This window comes from Psychrobacter sp. 1U2 (assembly GCF_051847575.1).
Genome location: NZ_JBPYDC010000646.1, coordinates 1 through 920, shown reverse-complemented (window position 1 = coordinate 920; position 920 = coordinate 1). Strand labels below are relative to the sequence as shown.

The window sequence follows — 920 nt, the reverse complement described above, 5'->3', positions numbered from 1 at the left end:
TAAAGACCACAGCCTTTCAAGATAAACGGTACCAAAAACTCAGCCGCTCGTGCTTCATCTTGCTTATCATAAGCATTTTTCTCCATTAGACCGACGATTTCTGTTTCAAATTCAGCATACCTTTGAGTTGTCGCCCAAATCAGAATCAGCAATTGTAATGGATCAACAACGCTTATTTTGCCTTGTTCATGCCATGTCTTCATTACCTGCGTTTTATCCAGTGCCCACTCTTTCATCGTAGTCGACATAAAATCATGGAGGTGCGGTGCACCGCCGATGACCTCAAGCGCGAACAGCTTATGTCGGTTTGGATTGGCAAATGCCTGATGCAGCTTGGTACGTACAAACTTTTCGATAACGACTTTGGGATCACTATCCACTGTCATGGTAATCAGCCCCTCGTTCCATTCTTGAATAATAGAATGCAGCACAGCCTTGTACAGATTTTTTTTATTTTTAAAATAATAATGAATATTGGCTTTTGGTAACCCTGCTCGATCAGCGATACCTTGCATGGTGGCACCGCGATAGCTTTGTAGAACAAACTCCTCTTCAGCCGCTGACAAAATCAGTGCCTGATTTTGCGCGCGTATATCTTGTTGACTACGATGAGTATATGCTTCAAAGGCGGATGAGATGTTTTCTTGATTTTGATGAGCCATATTTTAAACCATTAGGTATTATTGTTGAGTAGCTATGTTCTGGTGAACAAATGAGTTGAATTGTTGGTTTTTATAGAACAATTTTTAGTTTTTATAGAACATAGTAAGATAAATACAAGTATTTCGCATAAAGTAGTTGACCAAATGGTCAGGTTTAAGCAGAATAGGTAATATTAAAGCAATAACTACTTAAGTAATACTACTTTTGTATAAAAAGAAAAGGATTTCGTTGTGAGCTTAACTTTACAGCAATTTAAT

At 38.2% G+C, this 920-nt stretch carries 1 protein-coding gene; it reads right to left on the bottom strand.

What is annotated here, in order from left to right; genetic code table 11:
- Positions 1 to 662, bottom strand: a 662-nt coding sequence (locus tag ACS8FD_RS17835) for a TetR/AcrR family transcriptional regulator (protein ID WP_439261682.1), incomplete at its 3' end; no start/stop codon positions are given.
- Positions 663 to 920 lie beyond the last annotated feature (258 nt).